The sequence below is a fragment of the Duodenibacillus massiliensis genome (assembly GCF_928721995.1).
Classification (GTDB): Bacteria; Pseudomonadota; Gammaproteobacteria; order Burkholderiales; family Burkholderiaceae_F; genus Duodenibacillus; species Duodenibacillus massiliensis.
On the sequence record NZ_OV788642.1, the window covers coordinates 741,490 to 765,940 of the forward strand.

Annotated in this window: 22 protein-coding genes and 1 pseudogene; 13 read left to right on the forward strand and 10 right to left on the reverse strand. The window is 57.3% G+C overall.

Annotated features, from left to right (window positions below; all coding sequences use genetic code 11):
• Window positions 1-76: 76 nt before the first annotated feature.
• Genes rimO through NXF97_RS03370 form a run of 3 tightly spaced genes read right to left on the reverse strand, consistent with a single transcriptional unit; the run spans window position 77 to window position 3,390 of the window.
• Window positions 77-1,429 (reverse strand): 30S ribosomal protein S12 methylthiotransferase RimO, encoded by a 1,353-nt coding sequence (gene rimO / locus NXF97_RS03360; RefSeq protein WP_274956467.1) that lies wholly within the window; start codon window positions 1,427-1,429, stop codon window positions 77-79.
• On the reverse strand, window positions 1,426-2,238 hold the full coding sequence (gene pgeF / locus NXF97_RS03365; protein ID WP_274956468.1) for a peptidoglycan editing factor PgeF: 813 nt from the start codon (window positions 2,236-2,238) through the stop codon (window positions 1,426-1,428). Before pgeF ends, rimO begins: the two co-directional genes overlap by 4 nt.
• Before the next feature lie 57 nt (window positions 2,239-2,295).
• Complete coding sequence (locus NXF97_RS03370) at window positions 2,296-3,390, reverse strand: RluA family pseudouridine synthase (protein ID WP_274956469.1); 1,095 nt, start codon at window positions 3,388-3,390, stop codon at window positions 2,296-2,298.
• Between NXF97_RS03370 and NXF97_RS03375 the strand changes: the two genes are divergently transcribed.
• Complete coding sequence (locus NXF97_RS03375; protein ID WP_084765897.1) at window positions 3,389-4,162, forward strand: outer membrane protein assembly factor BamD; 774 nt, start codon at window positions 3,389-3,391, stop codon at window positions 4,160-4,162. The two genes, NXF97_RS03370 and NXF97_RS03375, sit on opposite strands and share 2 nt — an antisense overlap.
• Window positions 4,163-4,243: 81 nt before the next feature.
• Here NXF97_RS03375 and NXF97_RS03380 read toward each other — a convergent pair whose 3' ends face one another.
• The 6 genes from NXF97_RS03380 to NXF97_RS03405 form a co-directional block, all read right to left on the reverse strand.
• Window positions 4,244-5,710, reverse strand: coding sequence for an aldehyde dehydrogenase family protein (locus tag NXF97_RS03380; protein ID WP_274956470.1), 1,467 nt, complete (start codon window positions 5,708-5,710; stop codon window positions 4,244-4,246).
• Window positions 5,711-6,002: 292 nt separating this feature from the next.
• A complete protein-coding gene (locus NXF97_RS03385) occupies window positions 6,003-7,655 on the reverse strand; it encodes a fumarate hydratase (RefSeq protein ID WP_274956471.1) in 1,653 nt (550 codons plus the stop codon).
• Window positions 7,656-7,805: 150 nt separating this feature from the next.
• Window positions 7,806-8,063, reverse strand: a complete 258-nt coding sequence (locus NXF97_RS03390; protein ID WP_274956472.1) for an ATP-binding protein — start codon at window positions 8,061-8,063, stop codon at window positions 7,806-7,808.
• Window positions 8,064-8,213: 150 nt separating this feature from the next.
• Entirely contained in the window at window positions 8,214-8,447 is a 234-nt protein-coding gene (locus tag NXF97_RS03395; RefSeq protein WP_274956473.1) for a hypothetical protein, read from the reverse strand.
• 187 nt (window positions 8,448-8,634) lie between these two features.
• The gene (locus NXF97_RS03400) at window positions 8,635-8,877 is read right to left on the reverse strand and encodes a hypothetical protein (protein WP_274956474.1); all 243 of its coding nucleotides are present in this window, start codon (window positions 8,875-8,877) and stop codon (window positions 8,635-8,637) included.
• A gap of 64 nt (window positions 8,878-8,941) precedes the next feature.
• The gene (locus NXF97_RS03405; protein WP_274956720.1) at window positions 8,942-9,721 is read right to left on the reverse strand and encodes an ISAs1 family transposase; all 780 of its coding nucleotides are present in this window, start codon (window positions 9,719-9,721) and stop codon (window positions 8,942-8,944) included.
• 39 nt (window positions 9,722-9,760) lie between these two features.
• Here NXF97_RS03405 and NXF97_RS03410 point away from each other — a divergent pair, with 39 nt between their 5' ends.
• Complete coding sequence (locus NXF97_RS03410; RefSeq protein ID WP_274956475.1) at window positions 9,761-10,072, forward strand: hypothetical protein; 312 nt, start codon at window positions 9,761-9,763, stop codon at window positions 10,070-10,072.
• Window positions 10,054-10,269: pseudogene (locus NXF97_RS03415) on the forward strand (efflux RND transporter permease subunit); the annotation flags it as partial. The gene NXF97_RS03410 and the pseudogene NXF97_RS03415, both read left to right, overlap by 19 nt.
• A gap of 149 nt (window positions 10,270-10,418) precedes the next feature.
• On the opposite strand, the gene NXF97_RS03420 reads toward NXF97_RS03415, so the two are convergent.
• Window positions 10,419-10,733: an RnfH family protein gene (locus tag NXF97_RS03420; RefSeq protein ID WP_274956476.1), complete on the reverse strand. Its 315-nt coding sequence runs from the start codon at window positions 10,731-10,733 to the stop codon at window positions 10,419-10,421.
• 93 nt (window positions 10,734-10,826) lie between these two features.
• Here NXF97_RS03420 and smpB point away from each other — a divergent pair, with 93 nt between their 5' ends.
• From smpB to NXF97_RS03470, 10 genes are all read left to right on the forward strand, one after another.
• Window positions 10,827-11,309 (forward strand): SsrA-binding protein SmpB, encoded by a 483-nt coding sequence (smpB, locus tag NXF97_RS03425; protein WP_074009900.1) that lies wholly within the window; start codon window positions 10,827-10,829, stop codon window positions 11,307-11,309.
• Window positions 11,310-11,312: 3 nt separating this feature from the next.
• Complete coding sequence (locus NXF97_RS03430) at window positions 11,313-11,909, forward strand: NUDIX domain-containing protein (RefSeq protein WP_022372600.1); 597 nt, start codon at window positions 11,313-11,315, stop codon at window positions 11,907-11,909.
• A 155-nt stretch (window positions 11,910-12,064) separates the two neighbouring features.
• Window positions 12,065-13,531, forward strand: a complete 1,467-nt coding sequence (gene guaB, locus NXF97_RS03435) for an IMP dehydrogenase (RefSeq protein WP_022372599.1) — start codon at window positions 12,065-12,067, stop codon at window positions 13,529-13,531.
• A gap of 99 nt (window positions 13,532-13,630) precedes the next feature.
• Window positions 13,631-15,196 (forward strand): glutamine-hydrolyzing GMP synthase, encoded by a 1,566-nt coding sequence (guaA, locus tag NXF97_RS03440; protein ID WP_074009899.1) that lies wholly within the window; start codon window positions 13,631-13,633, stop codon window positions 15,194-15,196.
• Window positions 15,197-15,667: 471 nt separating this feature from the next.
• Complete coding sequence (istA, locus tag NXF97_RS03445; RefSeq protein ID WP_274956477.1) at window positions 15,668-16,984, forward strand: IS21 family transposase; 1,317 nt, start codon at window positions 15,668-15,670, stop codon at window positions 16,982-16,984.
• Between the two features lie 143 nt (window positions 16,985-17,127).
• Window positions 17,128-17,508: a plasmid mobilization protein gene (locus NXF97_RS03450; RefSeq protein ID WP_274956478.1), complete on the forward strand. Its 381-nt coding sequence runs from the start codon at window positions 17,128-17,130 to the stop codon at window positions 17,506-17,508.
• 186 nt (window positions 17,509-17,694) lie between these two features.
• Complete coding sequence (locus NXF97_RS03455; RefSeq protein ID WP_094839153.1) at window positions 17,695-18,279, forward strand: recombinase family protein; 585 nt, start codon at window positions 17,695-17,697, stop codon at window positions 18,277-18,279.
• 10 nt (window positions 18,280-18,289) lie between these two features.
• Entirely contained in the window at window positions 18,290-21,523 is a 3,234-nt protein-coding gene (locus NXF97_RS03460; RefSeq protein ID WP_274956479.1) for a helicase-related protein, read from the forward strand.
• Window positions 21,520-22,392: a DUF4391 domain-containing protein gene (locus tag NXF97_RS03465; protein ID WP_274956480.1), complete on the forward strand. Its 873-nt coding sequence runs from the start codon at window positions 21,520-21,522 to the stop codon at window positions 22,390-22,392. Before NXF97_RS03460 ends, NXF97_RS03465 begins: the two co-directional genes overlap by 4 nt.
• A gap of 25 nt (window positions 22,393-22,417) precedes the next feature.
• Complete coding sequence (locus NXF97_RS03470; RefSeq protein WP_274956481.1) at window positions 22,418-24,451, forward strand: site-specific DNA-methyltransferase; 2,034 nt, start codon at window positions 22,418-22,420, stop codon at window positions 24,449-24,451.

Genomic DNA, 24,451 nt, shown 5'->3' on the forward strand with positions numbered 1-24,451 from the left:
AGGCAACACAGCAACAAAAAGCCCGGCCACCCACAACGGGAAACCGGGCCGAAACCGCTTCTTCTTTTGTGTTTCGTCAGAGGACTTCGCGGCCGATCAGATCGTAGTCACGGCTGTCGGTGACCTTTACGTCGACAAAGTCACCGGGATTGAGGTGTCTGTCGGTGGTCACATAAATCACGCCGTCAATATCGGGGGCGTCCGCCGTTGTGCGGCCCACGGCAACGCCGTCCTCATCTTCGCTCTCGTCAATCAAAACACGCTGCACGGTGCCGATCTTTTTGCGGAGGTTTTCCGCGGAAATCTCCGCCTGCACCTGCATGAAGCGCTCGCGGCGCTCTTCGCGCACTTCCTCGGGCAGCTGTCCGGGTAAAGCGTTTGCGGCAGCGCCTTCCACAGGGCTGTACGCAAAGCACCCCACCCGATCGAGCCGGGCTTCCCGCAGAAAATCCAGAAGGTACTCAAACTCTTCTTCCGTCTCCCCCGGGAATCCCGCAATAAAGGTCGAACGGATCGTGATGTCGGGGCACAGTGCCCGCCAGGCGGCAATACGCTCGAGATTCTTTTCAGCGCTTGCCGGCCGCTTCATCGCTTTTAAAACCCGCGGATGCGCGTGCTGAAACGGAACATCGAGGTACGGCAGAATCTTTCCTTCGGCCATAAGCGGAATAATGTTGTCAACCGACGGGTAAGGATAAACGTAATGCAGCCGCACCCAGGCGCCAAGATCACCCAAAGCCCGCGCGAGTTCCAAAAGCCGGGTTTTGACGGGCTTGCCGCCCACAAACCCCGTGCGGTAGCCCGTGTCAAGCCCGTAAGCGGCCGTATCCTGGCTGATCACGAGAAGCTCTTTGACGCCGCCTTCCACAAGATTTTCGGCTTCCCGCAAAACGTCTCCGATCGGGCGGCTCACAAGGTCACCTCTTAGGCTCGGAATAATGCAAAACGTGCAGTGATGCGAACAGCCCTCACTGATCTTAAGGTAGGCGTAGTGCGAGGGCGTGAGTTTGAGGCCCGCGTTGGGGACTAAGTCCGAAAACGGTTCGTGCGGCCGCGGCAGATGCTGATGCACGAGTTTTAAGGTCTCTGCTGTTGAATCGGGACCGGTCACCCCGAGAAGCTTCGGAATGCGCTGCATCACCCAGTTGTCGCCTTCAGGTGTTTTCTTGCCGCCCAAGCACCCCGTCACAATGACGCGTCCGTTTTCACGCATTGCTTCCGTGATCGCTTCAATACTTTCGGCGACCGCCGCGTCAATAAAGGCGCACGTGTTCACGATCACAATGTCGCTGTGACGGTAGTCGCGGGCAATGAGGTACCCTTCCGCTCTCAATTCCGTCACGATCCGTTCGGTGTCAACAAGCGCCTTGGGGCAGCCGAGGCTCACAAAACCCACGCTCGGCACTGTTTTTTGCGTTGTACCGGTCATTTCTGAGGTTCCTCAAGTGTCTTGTCTTCGGGTTCGATCCAGATTAAGGCCGCATGCCGCCCCGTTTTTTCGCCGTCACGGCGGTAGCTGTAAAAGTGTGCGGGATCTGCAACGGTGGAAAGCCCGCAGTCTTCGACATCCCTCACCCCTTCGCGCTTTAATGCTTCAGAAGCGTAGGCCGCCAGACTCAGAAAACATTTACCGGGTTCGCCCGCCGCTTTCACGGCGCCCTTAACATCCCCGAAGTGCGCCTTAAACGTTCGTGCGGTTTCTTCACTTGTTTCAAAATCGTCAAACCCGATTCGGGGGCCAAGCCAGGCTTTAAACTGAGCGTCCGGATTTCCGAGGCGCTCCCGCAGACGGCGCACGGTCTTTTCCACAATCCCGGCCGCAAGGCTTCGCCAGCCCGCATGCACGGCGGCAACGGCCTTCCCGTCTTTTTCAGCAATGAGTACCGGCAGGCAGTCGGCGACCTGCACCGCGCACACTACGCCCGGGGTGAGCGACGTCTGCGCGTCCGCTTCCACCTCATCCCTTTCCACAGTCTCAGCGTCAACGACATCCGTGCCGTGCACCTGCGTCATCCAGCGGGGCTCTCCCGGCGTCATCTGCGCAACAAGGCTGCGGTTCATGCGCACGCAGGAGGCGTTATCTGAAACGTGCACTCCGACATTAAGCCCCATGATGCCTTCCGGACCACCCCAGGGCCCCGATGAGACGCCCCCTACACGTTCGGTAAAAAGCGCCCCGACACGTTGACCAAGATCCGGACGGATCACGTCCGATTCCGTTTTCCAAGCTATTGCCATTTTTAATCCACAAAAGCACAAAGCGGCCGCAGTTTAACCGTCTGCAGCCCGCAATAATCAGTCAAATACATGGACCGGCTCATCCGTCGGTCCGAATCCGAGTTCATCCATGAGTCCTGCCATATCCTCAGGCGCCGGCGCAAACCATTCTGAGGCCGCGCCCGTCGCGGGATGCGTAAGCCGCAGACGGCTTGCGTGAAGGGCCTGACGGGGAAAGCCGTTGACCGCCTGCGCTTCTTTGGGAAAGACTGAAGCGCTTGTGCGGTAAACGGGGTCCCCGATTAACGGCAGCCCCACGGTCGAAAGATGCACACGAATCTGGTGCGTGCGCCCGGTTTCAAGGCGGCAGGCCACCCAGCTCACGGCACGTCCCTCAATGTAGGCAGTGTCCACGAGCCGACAGTGGGTTTTTGCGGGGCGGCTGCCGGCCCCGCCGCGGCAGACAAACTTCTGGGGATTACGCGGATCGCGCCCGATCGCGCGGTCGACAAAACCCGCCTCGGGTGCAATGCCCGCCACAATCGCCCAGTACTCACGGGCGACGGCGTGTTCCTGCAGCTGCCGCACGAGGTTAAGCTGCGCAGCTTCATTCCGCGCGACAACCATGAGGCCTGAGGTGAGCTTATCGAGCCGGTGCACGATCCCGGCTCTCGGGAGTTTTCTGAGTTCCGGATAACGGAAGAGAAGCCCGTTTAAAAGGGTACCCTGCCAGTTGCCGGCCGCCGGGTGCACCACCAGGCCCGCGGGTTTATTGATAACGATGATGTCGCGGTCTTCATAGACTGTTTCAAATTCGATGCCGTCTTGGGGCTCAAAGGCGCTTTCTTCAGGAAGCGGCATCGGCCGCACTTCGAGCACATCACAGGCCGCCGCCTTCTGACGCACGCTTTTAGCCGGTTCCCCGGACACCGTGACGCGCCCGGCCTCAATCCAGCTTTGGATGCGGGCGCGGCTTACCTCAGGGATTTTGCGTGCAAGGATCTTGTCGAGGCGTTCCTCGCCCTCGTCAAAACCAAGTTCGAAACGGTAACAGTCCGGGAGGCTCGCTGCCGAAGGCGGCATAATTGCGAAATCGTCATCGTCGCCCTCTTCTGCGGGCACGGCATCCCCGATATAATCGGAAAACTTTTCTTCTGTCGTTTTATTCATCATGAACCTGAAACATCCGATGCGTCTGCGTCTGGCCGGTCTTTTTGCTGCCGCAACAGCGGCCGTCTCCATGACCGGCTGCGGCTGGCTGCAGGATCTGGAAATCGATCCCACCCGCGACTGGAGCGCCAATCAGCTCTACACCGAAGGGCGTGCCGCCATGGCTGACAGCAACTGGACCCTGGCGAAGGATTACTATACCAAGCTTGAGGCCCGCTACCCGTTCGGCGCCTATGCGCAGCAGGCTCAGATCGACCTCGCGTATGTGTATTTTAAGGATGACGATGCGGCAAGTGCCGTGCAGACCCTGGACCGTTTCCTGCGCGCCTACCCGAACCACCCCAACAGCGACTACGCGCTTTACTTAAAGGCGCTTGCCACGCTTAACGAACGCGACGGGTGGCTCTCCTCCTTTACGCGTCAGGATCTCTCCGAGCGTGACGCCCAGGCCGCACGTGACGCGTTTGACCTCTTTAAGGAACTTGCAGGGCGCTTCCCGGATTCCCGCTATGCAGCCGAAGCCCGGCGCCGCATGCATGAACTTGTCATCGCCCAGGCCAATCATGAACTCTCCACGGCGCGCTTTTACTTTGTCCGCAAGGCCTATGTGGCGGCAATTAACCGCGCTAAGGTAGTGCTCACGGACTTTCAGCAGACATCCGCCTCGGATGAGGCCATGCAGATCATCGCCGACAGCTACCATGAGCTCGGGCTCACGGACCTTGAGGCCGACATGCGCCGCGTGATGGAAATGAACAAAAACCGCGCCCGCTGATATTTTTAAGCCGCCGGTAATGCGAAAGGATCCCGATTTTGGGATCCTTTCGTTTTTTCAGAGCTTGAGTTTTTCAATCAATCAGAAGAAACCGCGCTTCTTTTCGGACATCGAGATGTAGATGTTCTTCACCTGGCTGTAGTGAGAAAGCATCATTTTGTGCGTTTCGCGGCCGATACCGGACTTCTTGTAGCCGCCAAAGGGCGTGCCCGCGGGCAGTTCGTTGTAGGTGTTGACCCACATACGACCCGTTCTCACGCCGCGCGCCACACGAAGCGCACGGTTGATGTCGCGGGTCCAGACGGCGCCGCCGAGACCGTATTCGCTTTCGTTGGCAAGGCGCACCGCCTCTTCCTCGGTCTTAAATTTAATCACGCAGGCAACCGGCCCGAAGATTTCTTCCTGCGCAACACGCATCTTGTTGTCGACGTTGGCGAGCAGCGTGGGCTTCATAAAGGCGCCGGTCGGGCAGGCACGCTCGCCGCCGCAGACAACCTTCGCCCCCTCTTTTTCGCCGAGTTTGACGTAGTCGATGATCTTCTGAAGGTGACGTTCGTTAATCTGCGCACCGACCTGCGTGGACATATCCGTGGGATCGCCCACCTTCACCTTCTTAAAAGCTTCGGTAAGTGCCGCGACGAACTTGTCATAAATCCCTTCCTGCACGAAGATGCGGGAACCCGCGCAGCAAACCTGGCCCTGGTTAAAGAGAATGCCGATCTGAGCGCCTTCAATCGCCTTATCAAGCTGAGCGTCATCAAAGATGATGTTGGCGGACTTGCCGCCCAATTCAAGCGTAGCGGGAATGAGGCGCTTGGCGGCGGCTTCCGCAACCGTATAGCCCACTTCCGTGGAACCGGTGAAGGCAAGCTTGTCAAAGCCCGGGTTATCAAGCATTGCCTGACCGCTCACGGAACCGCGGCCCGTGATAATGTTGACGACACCGGCAGGCAGCACCTTGGCAAGGAGCTTGCCGAACTCGTTTAATGAGAGGGGCGTCGTGGAAGAAGACTTAATCACGACCGTGTCGCCAGCCGCCAGGGCCGGCGCAATCTTCCAGGCAGCCATCAGGAACGGGAAGTTCCAGGGAACAATCTGCCCCACCACGCCGATCGGCTCACGGATAATAAGGGAGAGCGTGTTTTCGTCAAAGACTGTTGCGGAACCTTCGTCGGCTCTCAGGCACCCGGCAAAGTAGCGGAAGTGATCCACGGCAAGCGGCACATCCACAAGCGTCGTTTCACGGATGGGCTTACCGTTATCGAGCGTTTCCACCATCGCGAGCTTTTCGGCGTTGGCTTCAATGAGGTCGGCGATTTTAAGGAGGATTTCGCTTCGCTCCTGCACGCTCGTTTTGGACCACGTTGCAAAAGCGGCGCGCGCAGCCTTAACGGCACGGTCGACGTCGGCGGCCGACGCGTCTGCGCACTCAGCGAGCTTTTCGCCGGTCGCAGGGTTTGTGGTCACAAAGGTCTTGCCGCCTTCGGCATCCACCCATTCACCGTTGATGAAAAGACCGTAACGGGCATCAATCAGATTCTTTGTCATTGCGGAACCTCCGGACAATTGCTTGTAATAACTGTTAGCTATTGAAAAACGACTTTCGATAAAGCCGTTTCGTTGATGTTCAGCATAGGCCGATTCCTGACGCCGTCAACGCCGCAAAAGTCGTAATCCGATACCCACCGAACGGCGTAGCAAGGAGAAATTTCCGCAGAAAATCAGCGGTGCAAAAGGACTAGGCAAAAAAATCGGACAGAGCTTGAAACAACCCTGTCCGAAAACTTAAGTTCGGTGAGCCTGAGCGACTGTTGCGCTCAGGCTTTTTTGCTTCGGCCGATTAGTTCTTGGCGGCGCAGATTTCGCAGCGGGGCTTAATCTGCTTGAAGAAGTCGTTGCCCTTGTCGTCCACAAGGATGAAGGCCGGGAAGTCTTCAACCTGGATCTTATAGACGGCTTCCATGCCGAGTTCCGGGAACTCGATGCATTCAATGCTCTTAATCGAAGACTGAGAGAGCACCGCAGCAACGCCGCCGATCGTACCGAGGTAGAAGCCGCCGTGCTTCTTGCAGGCATCGGTCACAACCTGAGTACGGTTACCCTTGGCAATCATCACCATCGAGCCGCCGTGGCTCTGGAAGAGATCAACATAGGGATCCATACGGTTGGCAGTGGTCGGGCCCATCGAGCCGCAGGGCATGCCCTTCGGGGTCTTGGCCGGGCCTGCGTAGAGAACCGGGTAATCCTTCATGTACTGCGGCAGATCCTCACCCTTGTCAAGGCGTTCCTTCAGGCGGGCGTGCGCAATATCGCGGGCCACAATAATGGTGCCCGTGAGCGAGACGCGCGTGGCAACCGGGTACTTGGAGAGTTCAGCGCAGATCGCCTTCATCGGCTGGTTGAGGTCGATCTTAACGGTCTTGCCTTCGCCGGCCTTGCGGTATTCCTCAGGAATGAGTTCACCCGGGTTGGTGTCGAGCTTTTCAATCCAGAAGCCGTCCTTGTTGATCTTGCACTTGATGTTGCGGTCCGCAGAGCAGCTCACGCCCATGCCGATCGGACAGCTAGCGCCGTGACGCGGCAGACGGATCACGCGGATGTCGTGGGCCATGTACTTGCCGCCGAACTGAGCACCCAGACCAATGTTCCAGGCTTCTTCGAGAAGCTTCTTTTCGAGTTCCACGTCGCGGAAGGCGCGGCCCGTTTCGTCACCGGTCGTCGGGAGGTTGTCGTAGTAGTGGGTGGAAGCAAGCTTCACGGTGAGAAGGTTCTTCTCAGCGGAGGTACCGCCCACGACGAAGGCGATGTGGTACGGCGGGCAGGCAGCCGTGCCGAGGGTCTTCATCTTTTCAACGAGGAAGGAAACGAGCTTGGCCGGATTCAAAACAGCCTTCGTTTCCTGATAGAGGTAGGTCTTGTTGGCAGAGCCGCCGCCCTTGCAGACGCACAGGAACTTGTATTCCATGCCTTCGGTGGCTTCGATGTCGATCTGAGCAGGAAGGTTGCACTTCGTGTTCACTTCGTCGTACATCGTGAGCGGGGCGTTCTGCGAATAACGCAGGTTTTCTTCCGTATAGGTCTTGTAGACGCCCTTGGAAATCGCTTCTTCATCGCAGAAACCGGTCCAGACGCTCTGGCCCTTTTCGCCGTGAACGATGGCGGTACCGGTGTCCTGGCAGTAGGGGAGCTGTCCCTTGGCGGCCACTTCAGCGTTACGAAGGAACGTGAGCGCAACAAACTTGTCGTTCTCGCTTGCTTCCGGATCCTTCAGAATCTTCGCAAGCTGCAGGTTGTGCGCGCGGCGCAGATGGAAGGACACATCGCGGAAAGCGGTGTTGATCATCTGGGTGAGACCTTCGGCCTCGACTTTCAGGATCGGATGACCTTCGAAATCACCGACGGAGACGTACTCCTTTGTGAGGAGGTAGTACTCCGTATCGTCCTTACCGAGCTGGAACATCGGCGCGTATTTGAATTCAGGTGCTTGTGCCATTTTTTATACCTATTACGGTTGGAGTCTTAGCACCCGTAAACATACTCCCCTTTTGGTATTTCGTCTGCTGTTAAAAGGTTAAAGTTACCCCGCCGTTTTGCGCTGAGAAGGATTTATTAAGCCCTTTTACCTACAACCTTCGGGGAATCCTTACTCACCTATAGAAGCTGCCGTACGGCCGGCGGCATTCTGCGGCCTCTCAAAGGCAAAAACAGTTGCCTCGGCGTCAGACCTCACCCAAACGCGCCCGCCGTGCACACGGGCAATGGACTCAACCATTGCAAGTCTGATGCCGGTGCCGCCGTCGGTACGGCTTCGTGCGGGATCAGCCCTGAAAAACCGCTCAAAGACGTGCGCGATCTTGTCCGCGGGAATCGGTGTTCCTTTGTTTTTAACGGTCACCCTCACCCATGGGGTAATTCCCAAACTAAACAACCCGCGCTTGAAAGCGCGGGGTTTCCTGACACAGTGCAGGCTTTCCCGCAACAGGCAAGGTTTTTGAGGCCTTGTCTGCCCGGGCGTCCCCTGCACCACAGGAACATTTAAAACGCAACCGCTCTACGGGTACGGCTTCATCAGCTCGATCCGTCGGTTCCGGCGAAGGACTGCTTCGTCTTGCCGATTCGCTGGTTTGTACTGCACTATCGATCCGGCGTTCCCTGAGACTTGTTTGAGCCTCGCAAGCGCTGATTGCTCAGCCTTCAGATCGTAGCTGTCAGTGGCGGGATCCGCAAAATACAGGTTCATGGCGGCCGCAAGGTCGCGGTCCATGTACCAGTCCGTGTCTCCCAACTGATGACTTCTCTCCCAAAGAGCTTTCTTCCGGTACGTTCCCGTTTCGGGATCGTGCTGACTCGGGCGCAGTTTTGCGGGGACTGACTTTCACCACACAACAGCCGGCGCTTTCAGCCTTACTTGTCATCCGGGTTATCAATCCTGCAATACCGCTTTTGCCCAAACTCTTGCCGTATCCGGCTCTCTAAAATGCTTTGTATGAGTTCTTCTCCACAATGACGGTGCCGGCCCTGCCGAACACCTGGTTAATCACTTCGCCGTGCAGGCAACGGCGGGTTTCCGCCTGGCGGCGGTACAGATCCGCAAGTTTTGCCTTCGTTACCTTATAGGTCTTGGATTCCTTCCAGACAATCTTTTTTCCGGCGGCTTTAACGGTGCCGTCCGCGCTGCAGCACTCCCGATTCGTGTCTCTGCGGGAGCGGTCCATGGCACGTAAAAGACGCGCAATCTCCTTTTCCTGAGAGACAGTCAGGGTTGACGATTACTCATCCTTATCGTTTGACGTGCCGGTATAGTTTTGCAAAAAGCTCCATGGCAGAGGCAGGCGTTGAAAGCCTGACTTTCCAGGACGGTTTGTGTGCGGCCTGGCGTCCGGTTTCTGCTTCTTGCACGGACTGAGCCTTACTGATCAGGTTGAAAACAATTTTGCGGATTCCGGTTACTCCGGCCAAGAAATCGGCGTTTCTGCACTGGGTTCTGTCCTGGTTAAAAGTCACATCCAGCACCCAGTGCAACCCGTTTTCAATCATCCAGTGTCTGCGGAGCACGCGCGCCAGCGTGGCAGCAATGTAGCGCTTGTCGAAATGCAGGCTCGTAATGAAGTAGCGCACTTCATCAGAGTTTTTCTCCGGTGCGTCTGCGAATTCGCGTTTGATTCTGGCCATGACGATGCACCCGTCTTCCAGTCCGGCCCATTTATCCAAAACATCTTGGGCAAATTCTTTCATGAGAGAGGCCGGCAACACGCTGATTTCCCGTGTTTCAGTGCGGCCGTGCCCCAGCTCAATACGGGCACATTCTTTTGCAGCGCTCCGGCCTTGTTTGGTTTTAAACCAACCGCAAACCTGGCTGTGAAGTTCTTTGTGGTTGCCTTTGACGGCAAAGCAGTAGTCGCAGTGTTTTTCGTAAAGAAGAAACTCCGCCAGCTTTTTCTGCGTATTCATCGCATCGCAGGTGAAGATCGCACCGCTGAGATCCATGGACGTCACGATGTTGACGGTCTGAGTGATCTCGTTCTCTTTTTCCTCGATAAGTACCTGCTGAAGGCACATTTCATTGTCAGTATCGAAAAGGTTCAGCACATAGCGGCTGTGAGCCTTGTGCTCCAGGCTTTATGCTGCGCATACGGCCTGACCGTCCAAGGCAACAATCCGCGTCTGGTACTTGGCCAGCAGAGGGATCGTGTACTGCTCAATGAGCTTGTTGACGTCACCTTTGCCAAGGATTCGGATGACATTGCGGACCGTATCGTGAGAAATATCCTGATCAGGGAAATCGGCAAACCATGCCTTAAATACAGGACGATGCAGTTTCCAGTACTCAGCAATCTGCCGGCAGGAAAGGAAGCCGCCAAGCCCGGCCAGGACGATAACCAGCAGAAAGCGTCCGCCCCAAGGCGATGACGGTTTCGGTGATTGTGGTGGGGCTTGTGCCGATTCTCATCGGAACCGGCGCTGGCAGCGAAATCATGAGCCGCATTGCCGCGCCCATGGTGGGCGGCATGATCACGGCGCCGCTTCTTTCAATGTTTCTGATTCCGGCCGCCTTCAAGCTCATGTGGTCTTACACGAACAGGAAAAGAAACAATGCCGCGCAGTAACAAGGCCTGACGGCTGATAACCTGATGTCAGGCCGGGTTATTCACCTTTTTCCGCAGGTTTTGTGGAAAAGGGTGAAAAACTCACGCAGCAATTTTTGCTAAGCGTTGATTTTTATGGCGTGCTTAATTTTTAAGCACACCATAAACCGTCAGACATCCGAAACCGCAAGCCGGTGGCGTCCGCCGTGGCGTCCGCGGCTCACGTCACGGAGTGCGGCTTTTTTCTGCGCCCTCAGGCGCCGCGCTTCCATAGGTGCAATCGTAAGCGGCGCCGCCACATCAAGACGGTCACCCTCATGCAGTTCGGTCTCAGGCGTTATTCTTTCTCCGAAAAGGGCGATCCCTGCGCCCGCATCAATGCCGCGGCGAGCAAGCACGTCAGCCGCAGTCGCCCCTTGCGCGACCTCGGTTTCCGTCAGGGTCACGTGCCCCGACGCATCAACATGAGCGATGGAAATTCTCACAATCTCACTTCCTTTTGAGCGTACGGACTCAAGGTGCGTCCTTTAGAATGCCCGCACAAAAAAGATTTTGCTCTCAGAAGGATACAAAACAAATTGGCCGGAGTAATTAAGAACAAACGCGCCACCTTTGACTATTTCATTGAAGAGCGCTTTGAGGCGGGGCTCGTCCTCAGAGGCTGGGAAGTCAAAAGTGTGCGTGCCGGACGCGCCACCATCAATCTTGCGCACGTCTATGCGCGGGAAGGGGAACTCTTTCTCTGTAACGCCCACTTCACCCCCGCCGATCAGGTCTGCACGCACGAAAAGACCGAGATGGCGCGCACCCGCAAGCTTTTGATGCACCGCAAGGAAATCATGCGTCTGATCGGTAAGGTCGAACGCTCGGGCTATGCGTTGATTCCCCTGGACCTTCACTTTGTGCGGGGCCGCGTGAAACTGAGCCTTGCGCTTGCGCGCGGCAAACGCGACTTTGAAAAACGCCAGGACGAAAGCAAGAAAGAATGGAAGCGCGATCAGGAGCGCCTGATGAAAAACGATATGACCAAAGGCCGCCCGAGACAGAATTACAAGGATTAAGTCATGGCTTCGTTTTCCGCTGATGTTGATAAGCTCGACAAACGTCTTGCCGAGACCGTTACCGCTGACGATACGGTCTTCACCGGGCGCCTCTTGAAGGTGCACCGGCTGACGGTGACGCTTCCCAACGGCAAAACAAGTACCCGCGAAATGATCCGGCATCCCGGAGCGGCTGCAATCGTTGTTTTGGATGACGAAAACCGCGTCGTGCTTGAGCGTCAGTGGCGCACCCCCGCAGGCGGCGCCTTCTGGGAAATCCCTGCCGGAAAAATTGATCCGGGTGAGAAGCACGCCGTCACGGCACGCCGCGAACTGAAGGAAGAAGCAGGGCTCACGGCGCGCGACTGGGTGTTTCTGGGCACGATCCGCAACGCAATCGGCTACAGCGACGAGCACATCGAGATTTATCTTGCCCGGGGGCTGACCCAGGGTGAGCAAAGGCTCGATGCAAACGAATTTCTGACGCTCACGCGCGTGCCGTTTGAAGAGGCTCTTGCGGCCTGCCGCGACGGCACAATTTCTGACGTCAAAACCATCATCGGTCTGATGTGGGCCGAAGACTACATCCGCGGGCGCCTGACGCAGGCCCGCAGCCTTTGAAATCGCCCCTGCTGGCACGGTATTTTTTCGTGCCAGCACACCTTGTCAAGACGGACACTCAGCCTTAAAATAATGGGTTAACCGCAGTTTCTGGGCGGGTTTGAAAGGCGCCTGACCGGCGCGATATAATTCATTTTTGCGTTTGAGGTAAAAAAATGCGGCTCCTTCAGAAGGCTCTTACCTTCGATGACGTCCTGCTCGTTCCGGCATACTCGGAAGTTCTTCCCAAGGACGTTCTCCTCTCCACCAAACTCACCCGTGAAATCAGCATCAACATCCCGATGATTTCGGCCGCCATGGATACGGTGACCGAAGCCAATCTCGCCATTGCGATGGCGCAGGAAGGCGGTGTTGGCATTATTCACAAGAATCTTTCCGCCAAACAGCAGGCCGCGGAAGTCGCCAAGGTTAAGCGCCATGAATCCGGCGTTGTGAGCGACCCCATCACCGTGGGCCCGGATATGCTCGTCGGCGACGTGATCCGCATGTGCCTTGAACACCGCATCAGCGGTGTGCCCGTTGTGGAAGGCCGCCGCGTTCTGGGCATGGTCACCAACCGCGACCTTCGCTTTGAAACCCGCATGCAGGCTCCGGTGCGTGAAATCATGACGCCGCGCGAACGTTTGGTCACCGTGCAGGAAGGGGCATCGCTTGATGAAGCCAAGCGCCTGATGCACGAAAACCGTCTCGAACGTGTTCTCGTCGTGGACAAGGACTTCAACCTCTCGGGCCTTATCACCGTCAAGGACATCATCAAAGCCACCGAACACCCCAACGCCGCCAAAGATAAGGACGGCAAGCTCCTTGCGGGCGCTTCCGTCGGCGTCGGTGCCGGCACCGAAGAGCGCCTCGAGCTTCTCGTTGAAGCCGGCGTTGACGTGATTGTCGTTGATACGGCGCACGGCCACTCCAAGGGTGTTTTGGACCGCGTGGCCTGGGTGAAGAAGAATTATCCGAAGCTGCAGGTGATCGGCGGCAACATCGCCACGGGTGCCGCAGCACGTGCGCTCGTTGATAACGGCGCCGACGCCGTCAAGGTCGGTATCGGCCCGGGCTCCATCTGCACGACGCGTATTGTTGCGGGCGTGGGCGTCCCCCAGATCACCGCAATCAGCAATGTCGCCGAAGCCCTCGAAGGCACGGGCGTGCCGCTGATCGCCGACGGCGGCATCCGCTTCTCCGGCGACATCGCCAAGGCAATCGCCGCGGGCGCCAACTGCGTCATGATGGGCGGAATGCTTGCCGGTACTGAAGAAGCGCCGGGCGAAGTCATTCTCTACCAGGGGCGCTCTTACAAAGCTTACCGCGGCATGGGCTCTTTGGGCGCCATGTTTAAGGGCTCTGCCGACCGCTACTTCCAGGACAACAACTCCGGCAACCTCGATAAGCTCGTTCCCGAAGGCATCGAAGGCATGGTTCCCTTTAAGGGCTCCGTCACCACGATCCTTTATCAGATGGCGGGCGGCCTGCGCTCCTCGATGGGCTACTGCGGCTGCCGCACGATCGACGAGATGCGTGCGCGTGCCGAGTTCGTTGAAATCACGGCGGCGGGCTGGCGTGAAAGCCACGTCCACGACGTGAAGATCACGAAGGAAGCCCCGAACTACCGTCAGGAAAACTAAGAGGATCCCGCATCCGGGAACCACGGCGCAGGCGTTCAAACCCACTGACACCTGCGCCTTTTCGTTAAGATTTTTGTTAATTCACTGAGAACGCCACACATGCAGCACGATCGAATTCTCATTCTCGACTTCGGCAGTCAGGTCACACAGCTCATCGCACGCCGCGTGCGCGAAGCCCACGTCTACTGCGAAGTCCACCCCAATGATGTTTCCGCCGAATTCATCGCTCAGTTTGCACCGAAGGGCATCATCCTTTCGGGCTCGCACATGAGCGCCTATGAAGAAAGCAACGACCAGGTCTCTGACGCCGTCTTTAAGGCCGGCGTCCCGGTTTTGGGTATCTGCTACGGCATGCAGACGATGGCGCAGCAGCTGGGGGGCCGCGTTGAAGGCGGCACCAAGCGCGAATTCGGCTACGCCGAAGTGCGTGCCCACAACCACACGAAGCTTCTGGAAGGCATTGAAGACTTTAAGGGCGCCAACGGCGAAGGGATGCTCAAGGTCTGGATGAGCCATGGCGACAAGGTCGCTCAGATGCCCGAAGGCTTTAAGGTGATGTGCTCGACGCCCTCGTGCCCCATTGCCGGCATGGCCGATGAAGCCCGCGGTTTTTACGCCGTGCAGTTTCACCCGGAAGTGACGCACACCGTCAAGGGCCGCGAAATTCTGAACCGCTTTGTTTTAAACATCTGCGGCTGCAAACCCGACTGGGTCATGGAAGACTACATCACCGAAGCCGTTGAAACGATCCGCCGTGAAGTGGGCACCGACGAAGTGATTCTGGGCCTTTCCGGGGGCGTCGACAGCTCGGTTGCCGCAGCGCTGATTCACCGCGCCATCGGCAAACAGCTCACCTGTGTGTTCGTTGATAACGGCCTGCTGCGCAAAAACGAGCGCGAACAGGTCCGCGAAACCTTCGAAAAGAACATGGGGTTAAAACTCATCGTCGTGGACGCTGTTGACCGCTTCATGAATGCTCTTGCGGGTGTCACCGATCCCGAAGCCAAACGCAAGATCATCGGCCGCGAGTTTGTAAACGTCTTTCAGGATGAAGCCGCCAAGCTCACTGCCGCGAAGTGGCTGGCGCAGGGGACGATCTACCCCGATGTGATTGAAAGCGCCGCCGCGAAAACGAAGAAAGCGAAGACCATTAAGAGCCACCACAATGTGGGGGGCCTGCCCGATACGCTGCACCTCAAACTTCTTGAACCGCTGCGTTCGCTTTTTAAGGACGAAGTGCGTGAGCTCGGCGTCAAGCTCGGGTTGCCTGCCGAGATGGTTTACCGTCATCCCTTCCCGGGGCCGGGCCTCGGTGTGCGAATCCTCGGGGAAGTCAAGCGCGAATACGCCGACATTCTGCGTGAAGCCGATGCGATCTTTATCGATGAGCTGCGCGCAAGCGGCTGGTACGACAAGGTGAGCCAGGCCTTCGTGGTGTTCCTGCCGGTTAAAAGCGTGGGCGTCATGGGCGACGGCCGCACCTATGAATGGGTGGTGAGCCTGCGCTCGGTGCAGACAAGCGACTTCATGACCGCGAAGTGGTCGGAACTCCCCTATGAGCTTTTGGGCCGCGTCTCCAACCGCATCATCAATGAAGTCAAGGGCATCAACCGCGTCGTCTATGACGTCTCCGGCAAACCCCCTGCCACCATTGAATGGGAGTGATCCCACGTCTGGCATAGCCAGGCAAGAAACGGCCTAAAAAGCCTCTAAGCCCGCGTAATTGCGGGCTTTTTTGTTTTTTGGTGTGGCACTGTCTGGCATCAGCAAGCAACACCAAGCATGTATTTTTCATGGCATCAAACTTGGTATCATGGGGGCTAGATACCATGAACCTCATGGATACCATGTCGAACGAATCAGGTTGTGCATGGTATTGAAAATATATAAGCAATTGTTTTTTCTGGTTATTTATTGATTTTTTCTGGGTTTTCAATCATGGTATTTCTATAGATCTGGAGCCCCCCTCTGATGCTGACCGATACCAAGTTGCGCTGTTGCACGACATACTAAAGTACCCACCAAACGACATTAATTTTGACCCACCTCGAGGGGGCGTCGTGAGGTACTTTTACAATGACGAGAAAGTCGAGGATCATGGGTTCCGTTGTTCATCACAACGGAGGTTCCAAAACCATGATTACCAAAGAATGCCGTCTTCTTGTGCGGCAACTTGTTCTTGAAGAACACAAACCCATCCGCCATGTCGCCCGGATCTTGGGCATGGCACGCAACACGGTTAAGCGGTGCCTGCAGGCGGATACCGACCAACCCCGCCGTGACACCCGCAGTCAGGCCGGCCGCTTTCTGGCCGAGCACTCCGACGAGGTGCGAAACAGCTTCTACACGTGCGAGAGCCGCTGTCCACCACTGCAGAGTTTGTTGCGTGAGACTTACGGCGTTGACATCCCCCTGAGAACGCTTGAGCGGTTTTGCAAGCCGTTTCGTGAGGCTGCCCGAGCTTGCCTGCAGCAGCAGGCTATTCACGGTCGCTACGAGACTGCTCCGGCACAGCAGTTGCAGATCGACTTCGGCGAGAAGGTTGTTCAGTTGGGCGGGCAGATGACACGCCTGCACTTTTTTGTTTGCAAGCTCGGTTACTCACGCCGATTGTTTGCCAAGGCCTATCCGTCTGAGACCCAGACTGCCTGGCTGGACGGGCTTGAGTCGGCCTTCCGCTACTTCGGCGGTCTGCCTTACTGCATCGTGTGCGACAACGCTTCCAGTCTGGTTCGCGACCACTATGCCAAGACGGCGGTCGAACGCTTTACCGAGCGCTTCTACCAGTTCTGCACCTACTACGGTCTCAAGCCGATTGCGACCGCCGTGTGTAAGCCTCGCAGCAAGGGAAAAGTGGAATCGGGGGTGAAGTATCTCAAAGGCAATCTGGCCGGCGTCAACAAACCCACCATCGAGGATTGGAACCTGTGGTTTGAGGCTTGGTGCCGATCTTCCGACGAGCGCAAGCTCTCGACGGTGTTTGACGGTCCTCGGACTCCTGCCCAGAGGTGGCAAATCGAGCTCCCCAAAATGCGTGCGCTCAGTAAGCCGCCGATGATCCACACCTACGTGGAGACTCGCAAGGTCGGCAACAACGACGGTCTTATCCGTGTTGACAACAAGTACTACCGAGTCCCCCAACATCTTGTCGGAATGAAGGTGCAGATTCAGATCGACGAGGCAACGATTTCTGTGTTGCAAGGGGGTGTTATGGTAGCCACACTCGATAAGACCGCCGATGTATTTAACCCTCAAGCTCAAGATCTGTCAAACGGTGAGATCGAGAAGGAGTCCTACGACAAGAGTCGGGACAAGCTTGCCGAGGATCCGCAGTGGCAAGCTTACAGTGAGCACCGCAGCGCGCGAGGATTCGCGAATAAATGCGAACAAACGCGATTTTTCGCAATTTGGGTACTGACAGGTAGTTGTTTGCACATGATCGCGTGTGATTAAACGGCAAGATGTGTGTTGTACCGGTACGGGCGTTGCCCGAACCAGTCCATCACCTGCCTTATTCGCGTCGCTCAACAGGCCTCTTGCTCTGCGAGGCCTACAGTCGCTACCGCGACGAAAAACTGTCGATAAAGGATGAACCTATGGATAAAAGTGATCTAGCAGGCACCCGAAGGCGTGACGGAAGGCAGCGCAGTCATCGGATAGAGGTGTGGGTGACGCCAGATGAAAAAGCAGCTATCGCGCAGTCAGCTGCCAATGCAGGGATGAAAGAGTCAGCCTTCTTACGAACCCTTGGCCTTAATGTGCCAGTGCGATCCGTGCTGGATCTAGAAGCTGCTACTGAACTGTCTAAAGTGAGTGGGAATTTAGGTCGGGTCGCAGGGTTGCTGAAACTATGGCTGACAGAAAAGCGAGGGGTGGGAGCTGCACCAACTGCGGTTGCGTCAATGATGGATGATTTTCGGATGCTGCAAAAACAGATGCGCGATTTGATTCACGTAGCGATACGCGGTCGGAAATAACGAGCAAAGCCAAGAAGTGGCTGTGGCAACGCAGGCTGCGAGTGATCCTTGGGTGGCGGAGTAAGAGTCGGTCTGTTCAGAAAACGGTGGTTTGCTGGACAAGTCAAAGTAGCGCGCTTTGTGTTCGTGAAAGCCGTCTATGAATGTTAATATCGGCGTCAAGTTTTCAATGTCCTGGATGCGTCCATGAATCAACGCATAGGATACGCCCGCGTATCGACTGACGATCAGCACCTAGACCTGCAGCGCGACGCGCTCCAGCAGGCTGGATGCTGTGTGATCTACGAAGAAGCGGCTAGCGGCAAGAACACGACTCGACCAGAACTTGAACAGTGCCGTAAGGCACTACGGGCAGGGGACACCCTGGTGGTGTGGCGCCTGGATCGGCTCGGGCGCAGCCTGCCAGACCTAGTGCAGATCGTGACCGATCTTGAGCAGCGAGGCATTGGCTTCGAAAGCCTGACAGAAAAAATCGAAACCGGCAGCGCGGCGGGCAAGCTTATTTTTCATGTGTTCGCAGCGCTGGCCGAATTTGAGCGCGGTTTGATCCGAGAACGGACGCAGGCTGGGCTGGCCGCAGCGCGTGCCCGTGGCCGCGCCGGTGGCCGCAAGCCGAAGCTGGATGAACAGCGGGTGAGAGAGATCAAAGCACTTTTGCGCGACCCTGACATTCAGGTTTCGGAAGTGGCGCGTCGGTACGGAATCTCTCGTACCACACTCTATAAGTACGTAGGGGTCATAAAGCCCCGTGAAAAGAATAGCCAGAAGTGATCGGGAGCCTATGAAGCTAATCCAAAACACCGGCACACAGCGCGTCATCGATTTGATGAAGCCCCACCTCAAGCACGGCAGCCAACTCGACTGTGTAACCCCTTCGCTCTCTCTTTACGCCTTCGCGGAAATCCGGGAGGCGTTGTCCGCTCTGGATCGAGTCCAATTGATCGTGCCTCCAGATAACGAGGCTCTTGAACTCTTGGGAACGGAGGGCGACCGTGCAGCGCGCAATCGTCTGCAGGCACGTTGGCTGGCCAATCAGTGCGCGAAATGGATCAGTGAAAAAGTAGCGCTCCGGCGGGCACCGAGGTCGGTGCCACAGGGGGCTGCTGTCATGCGCGGCCCGGACGGGGCGCCTGCACAAGTGGTTCTGGGCTCCTTTGCCTTCAACACATCTGGCCTTGGCCTGACGCCAGGCAATCCATTGAACCTGATTCAGGCGTCAGAAACGGCCGAGGAAGCCGCGCAGCTCGCCCAATGGTTCGAGCACCAGTGGGCAGCCTTGCGAACTGCTGCTTCAACCGACTCCGAGGGTCAGGGAGAAGAGCGCGAATCCGTTCTTGAGGCGTTGCGAGCCCTTGGCGAACACCGCGATCCATACACCGTCTACACGCTGATATTGCATCACCTGTTTCGTGACAGCGGTGACGAAATGGACGAGGACCGAATCGTCAAGTCCGCGACCGGTATCCGCAATACGGTGGTGTGGAAAAAACTGTTCAAGTTCCAGCGTGATGGCGTAGTGGGTGCCATCGACAAGCTGAACCGCTTTGGTGGTTGCATCATCGCGGACAGCGTCGGCCTCGGTAAAACCTTCGAAGCCCTAGCGATCATCAAATACCACGAGCTGCGCAACGATCGTGTACTGGTGCTGGCGCCCAAGCGTCTGCGCGACAACTGGACACTCTACAAGGCCAACGACAAGCGCAACATTCTCGCGGCGGACCGCTTCAACTACGATGTCCTGAACCACACCGATCTGTCACGGGACGGCGGCACCTCCGGCGACATCGATCTGTCGCACGTGAACTGGGGCAACTACGATCTGGTGGTGATCGACGAGTCGCACAACTTTCGCAACAAGGCGACACACAAGGGCAAGGAGTCGCGCTACGACCGCCTGATGCGTCGGATCATCAAGGAAGGGGTGAAGACCCGCGTCCTCATGCTGTCGGCCACGCCGGTCAACAACCGGCTTGCAGACTTGCGCAACCAGATCGCCTTTGTCACCGAAGGCGATGACACCGCGTTGCTGGAACACGGCATCGCCAGTATCGAGGCGACCACCCGCAAAGCCCAGGCCCAGTTCAACCGCTGGTTGGCGATGGACGAGTCCGAAAAAACGCCTTCGAAGCTGGTTGAAATGTTGGGGTTCGACTATTTCACTCTGCTGGATCACCTCACCATCGCCCGCTCGCGGCGGCACATCGAGAAATACTACGGCACCAGTGAGACTGGCCGTTTCCCAAATCGCCTTCCGCCAATCAACATCAAAGCGGATGTTGATCTCGCCGGCGAGTTCCGCGCAATCCGGGACATCAATCTGGAAATCCGCCGCCTCACACTGGCCAGTTATGCGCCGCTGCGCTATGTCCTGCCACACAAGCAGGCTGCTTATGACGCCAAGTACAGCACTCAGGTCCGCGGCGGCGAGGGCTTCTTCCGCCAGGTGGATCGCGAAGAGAGCCTGATTCACCTGCTTCGCGTCAATGTGCTCAAGCGTATGGAAAGCGCGGTGTCGTCCTTCACGCTGACGGTCCAAAGGCAGCTTAGGGATGTGGAAGCCACCTTGGCCCATATTGAATCGCACACGGACGAGCTTGAAGAAATCGACATCGCCGATGTCGACATAGACGACCCGGCTTTCGAGGCGCTGCTCGTCGGGCGCAAGATCAAGGTGCTGCTCGGCGATGTTGACCTGATTCGCTGGAAACAGGATTTGATCGAGGACCGCAACCGGCTGGCCACACTGCTGGCGGCGGCCAAACAAGTGGATGCCGCCCGTGACGCAAAACTGGCTACGCTGCGCCAGATGATCGAAGACAAGTGCCGCCACCCCATCAACACACTGGATGGCAAGAGCAACCAGAAAATCATCGTATTCACCGCCTACTCGGACACTGCGCATTACCTCTACGAGCAGCTCGCCCCCTGGGCCAAAAGCACGCTGGGTATTGACGCCGCACTGGTGACCGGCAGCGCCGGCATTCAGACCACCTTGCCCGGCTTGCGCAAGAGCATGAGCGGCGTGTTGTCGGCGTTCGCCCCTCGCGCCAAGGAGCGCCCCGAAGAGCTCGCCGGAGAAGGCGAGATCGACTTGCTGATCGCCACCGACTGCATTTCCGAAGGTCAGAACTTGCAAGACTGCGACTGGCTGATCAACTACGACATCCACTGGAACCCGGTTCGCATCATCCAGCGCTTTGGTCGTATCGACCGTATTGGCTCACCCAACCAGTGCATCCAGCTGGTCAATTTCTGGCCCAACATGGAGCTGGAGGAATACATCAATCTGGAGCAGCGGGTCAGCGGCCGCATGGTGCTGCTCGACATCTCCGCCACCGGCGAAGAAAACCTGATCGAGCAGCAATCCGGCAACCCGATGAACGATCTGGAGTACCGGCGCAAGCAACTGCTCAAATTGCAGGACACCGTCATTGACATGGAAGATCTGTCCACCGGGGTGTCGATCACCGATCTGACCCTGACCGACTTCCGCATCGATCTGGCGCAGTACCTGAAGGCGCACCCCGGTAAACTCGACACCCAGCCGCTCGGCACCTATGCCGTGACGACCACCCTGGATGCCGATATTCCGCCCGGAGTGATCTTTTGCCTGCAAGCCTGTGGTCCGGCGGCCGACAAAGCCAAAGAGTCTGACTACCCCTTGGCACCGCATTACCTCGTTCATGTCGGTGATGACGGCGCCGTATTGCTGCCTTACCCCCAGGCCAAGCGCATCCTCGACCGCCTCAAGCGTCTCGCGCTTGGGCGTGAACTCCCCGACGCCGGTGCCTGTGCGAAATTCGACAAAGCGACCAAACAGGGCGAAGACATGCGCCATGCCCAGAAGCTGCTCGCCGCAGCAGTCGCCTCGGTCGCTGGCAAGAACGAAGAGCGGGCGGTTGCCAGCCTGTTCACCCCGGGTGGCACCCACGCCATTAAAGGCGAGTTTGCCGGTAGCAACGACTTCGAGGTGGTGGCGTTTATGGTGATCCTGCCGGAGAGCGAAGCGCTATGACGGTCAGCCCCACATCAACCCTCTCGGTGCAAACCCTTATCGACGCCTTGCGCTTGCCCGAGAGTTGCCGGGTAGATCAGCGCGTCCCCAAGAAGTTGCTGCTGGAGAATGGTGCCCCCACGGCGGCAGACAAGCGCCTGATCACGGAGGCCATCGAAGAGATCCAATGGGTCGCTGCGCTCAAGCCCAACACCATCGGCGTGCCCGACTACAGGGATACGCTGCGTGAGTACCTGGAGATCGCTGTGCTGGCAGTGACTGTGCGGGGCGTCGTTAAACCTGCAAGTCACTCGCGGCTCGCCGAGCTGGTGCACCGAGCCGTGCCTTATCCGGTGCTGTTGCTGCTGGTAGCACCACAGATGGGAGGGCAATCGTTGACCCTGTCGCTGGCCCACAAACGCTGGGCACAGAACGAGGCCGACAAAGTCGTGCTCGACGGCAGCCCGATATCAGTAACGGTAGCGGTGCCGACATCAAACACAGCGTCGACCTCACTGACCGGGGTCAACGCGGCGGATTCCTTTCACCCTGATCCCGTAGCCGTTGCCGACGTGGAGAATGCGTTCATCCAGTCGCTGTCAGTCACGCGGCAACCACAGGCCACGCTGCACGCCCTCTATCAAGGCTGGGTGGATTGCATGCAGGCCTTGCTCGCCGCCCGGTTGACGGGAAGCTACCAAACCCCGGCAACCCCGGAGCAGGCCGCGTTGCGTCGGCAAGCCTTGGCTGATTGTGAGCGGCTTGAGACCGAAGTCAGCCGTCTGCGGGCGCAAGCAGCGAAAGAAAAACAAATAGCGCGTCAGGTGGAACTGAACCTGACGCTCAAGCGCGTGCAGGCCGAGCTGGCCACCGCGCGCCAACAACTTTGAAGATTGAAGAATGACGGAGAACATCATGGAAAAGATCACGGCAGCCAGCCCCGAGGCCCAGTCCGCCGACCTGGTGGCGGGCAACATCGAGCAGCTCAAGGCCCTGTTCCCGGAACTCATTACTGAAGGCCCGAACGGAACGGCGGTGAACGTGGATGTGCTCAAGGCGCTGGTGGGTGACCGGACCGTCACCGATGCCGACGAGAAATACGGCCTCAACTGGCACGGCAAGCGCCGCGCCCGGCAACTGGCGCTGACTCCGAGCACCGGCACGCTGCGCCCCTGTCCGGACGAGAGCGTGGATTGGGACACCACCCAGAACCTGATGATCGAGGGCGACAACCTCGAAGTGCTCAAGCTGCTGCAGAAGAGCTATGCCGGCAAGGTCAAGCTGATCTACATCGATCCGCCGTACAACACCGGCAAAGACTTTGTGTACCCGGACAATTTCCAGGACAACATCAGGAACTATCTGGAGCTGACCGGGCAGGTGGAAGGTGGGCAGAAGATCAGCAGCAATACCGAGGCCAGTGGGCGGTTTCATACCGACTGGCTGAATATGATGTATCCGAGGTTGAAGCTCGCGCAAAACCTCTTGATGCGAGATGGAGCAATATTCGTATCCTGCGATGAAGGCGAACAGGCTCGATTGCGGGTGGCGATGGACGAAATTTTCGGGCAGGAAAACTTTGTTGCCGATATGGTCTGGGCAGCGGGACGCAAGAACGACTCGCGCCTTATATCCGTTTCGCACGAGTACATCCTCTGCTACGCACGCGACAAGGGATATTTAACTGAGCTAAAGATCGAGTGGAGACAAAGAAAGAAAGGGCTTGAGGATATCTACGCACAGTATGAAAAACTCAAGCGCGAGCATGGATCTGACTATCCAGCAATAACTGCTGGGATGAAGGATTGGTATCGAGAGCTTGCCGACAGCCATCCGGCGAAAGCGCACAAGCACTATGCACACGTTGATGCGCGCGGGGTCTACTTTCCAGACAATATATCTTGGCCTGGGGGGGGCGGTCCGAAATATGAAGTCTTGCATCCACGAACTCAGAAACCTGTAGCCGTGCCCTCACGGGGCTGGATGACCAGTGATCCAGAAAAGATGAAGCAGTGGATAGCAGAAGACAGAGTGCATTTTGGTACTGACGAGACAGGGGTTCCTTGTATCAAGTCCTACTTGAAGGATCGCGAGTACCAAGCACCATATAGCGTTTTCTATCAGGATGGCCGAGCCGCAACAAAAAGGCTTCGCGAGCTAATGGGGGCCGACTGCTTCGATTTCCCCAAGGACGAAACCGTTCTTCAAGAGATCATCGGAATGATGGCATCCGGAGAAGACGTGATCGTTGATTTTTTCGCGGGTTCGGGAACTACTGGCCATGCTGTGATGGCTCAGAACGCTACCGATTCCAGCAACCGCCGCTACATCCTTGTTCAACTTCCAGAGCCGCTCGATGCGGAGAAAAAAGATCAGAAGGCTGCAGCAGATTACTGTGATGCACTAGGAAAGCCGCGCACTATAGCTGAACTAACCAAGGAGCGCCTACGCCGCGCTGCCGCCAAGATCAAAGCCGACAACCCATTGTTTGCCGGCGACACCGGCTTCCGCGTCTTCAAGCTCGACACTTCCAATATCCGCGCCTGGAACCCCAATCCGGCGGATCTGGAAGCCTCGTTGTTCGACCACCAGGATCATTTGCTCGAAGGTCGCTCCGAGGCGGACGTGCTTTACGAACTGCTGCTCAAGCTAGGCCTCGACTTGTGCGTGCCCATCGAAAAGCGCAGCATCGAAGGGCTGGATGTGCATGCCGTGGGCGGCGGCGTATTGCTGGCCTGCCTGGCTGAAACAATCACCCGTGAGCAGGTGGAACCACTGGCCCAGGGCATTGTCGCCTGGCACAAGGAGCTCGCACCCGCCGGCGATACCACCTGCGTGTTTCGCGACAGCGCCTTTCAAACCGTCGCAGGCGCTGCCGACGACGTAGCTAAAACGAACCTCGCCGCAATTCTGGAGCAGCACGGCATTCAGAATGTGCGCAGTTTGTGA